This is a genomic window from Vibrio sp. 2134-1, from assembly GCF_033339495.1.
This window is the reverse complement of record NZ_JAWOUS010000488.1, coordinates 1-667: the sequence shown is the minus strand read 5'-3', so window position 1 is coordinate 667 and position 667 is coordinate 1. Positions and strand designations below refer to the sequence as shown.

1 protein-coding gene is annotated in these 667 nt (G+C 46.9%); it reads right to left on the bottom strand.

Features of this window, described 5'->3' with window-relative positions; all coding sequences use genetic code 11:
• The coding region (locus R7R78_RS26795) for a sigma-54-dependent transcriptional regulator (protein ID WP_225474697.1) at positions 1–658 on the bottom strand (658 nt) is incomplete at its 3' end.
• Positions 659–667: the final 9 nt, after the last annotated feature.

Genomic DNA, 667 nt, shown 5'->3' with positions numbered 1-667 from the left:
CGCCTTTTTCGTGACCATAGAGTTCGCTTTCAATTAAGTTTTCTGGCACCGCGCCACAGTTCACCGCCACAAAGTTATTGTTTCTACGAGAACTTTGTTCGTGCAGTGAGCGGGCGATAAGCTCTTTACCTGTACCTGTTTCGCCAAACAGCAGAATATCGGCATCAGTATCAGCAATGTGGGTGATGGTTTCTCGCAGCGTTTGGATGCTGGTGGTTTCACCGATTATTCGGGGGCCAAGCGTTTGGCTTGCTTTGAGTGATTGACGAAGTTTCTCATTTTCGTTCGTCAGTTGGCGTCTTTCAATGGCGCGCTTTACGGTTTCAACCAAGTGTTCTGGCGCAAAAGGTTTCTCTATAAAATCGTAGGCCCCTTGGTGTAACGCATTTACGGCCATAGAGATGTCACCATGGCCTGTAATCATGATGACTGGCAGGTTTGGGTCGCGTTGAACTAACGTGGTTAACAGGTCCATGCCTGAAATACCAGGTAAGCAGATGTCGGTCACAATCACACCAGCTTCGTCGCTTTGTTTCATGGCTAACAAGGCGGATTCCGCATCGGAAAAAAAAGTCGCTTCGATATCGGCTAGCTCAAACGTTTGTTCTATTGCTAATCGAAGGTCGGCTTCATCATCAATAAAAAACACCTGACACATGATCTTATC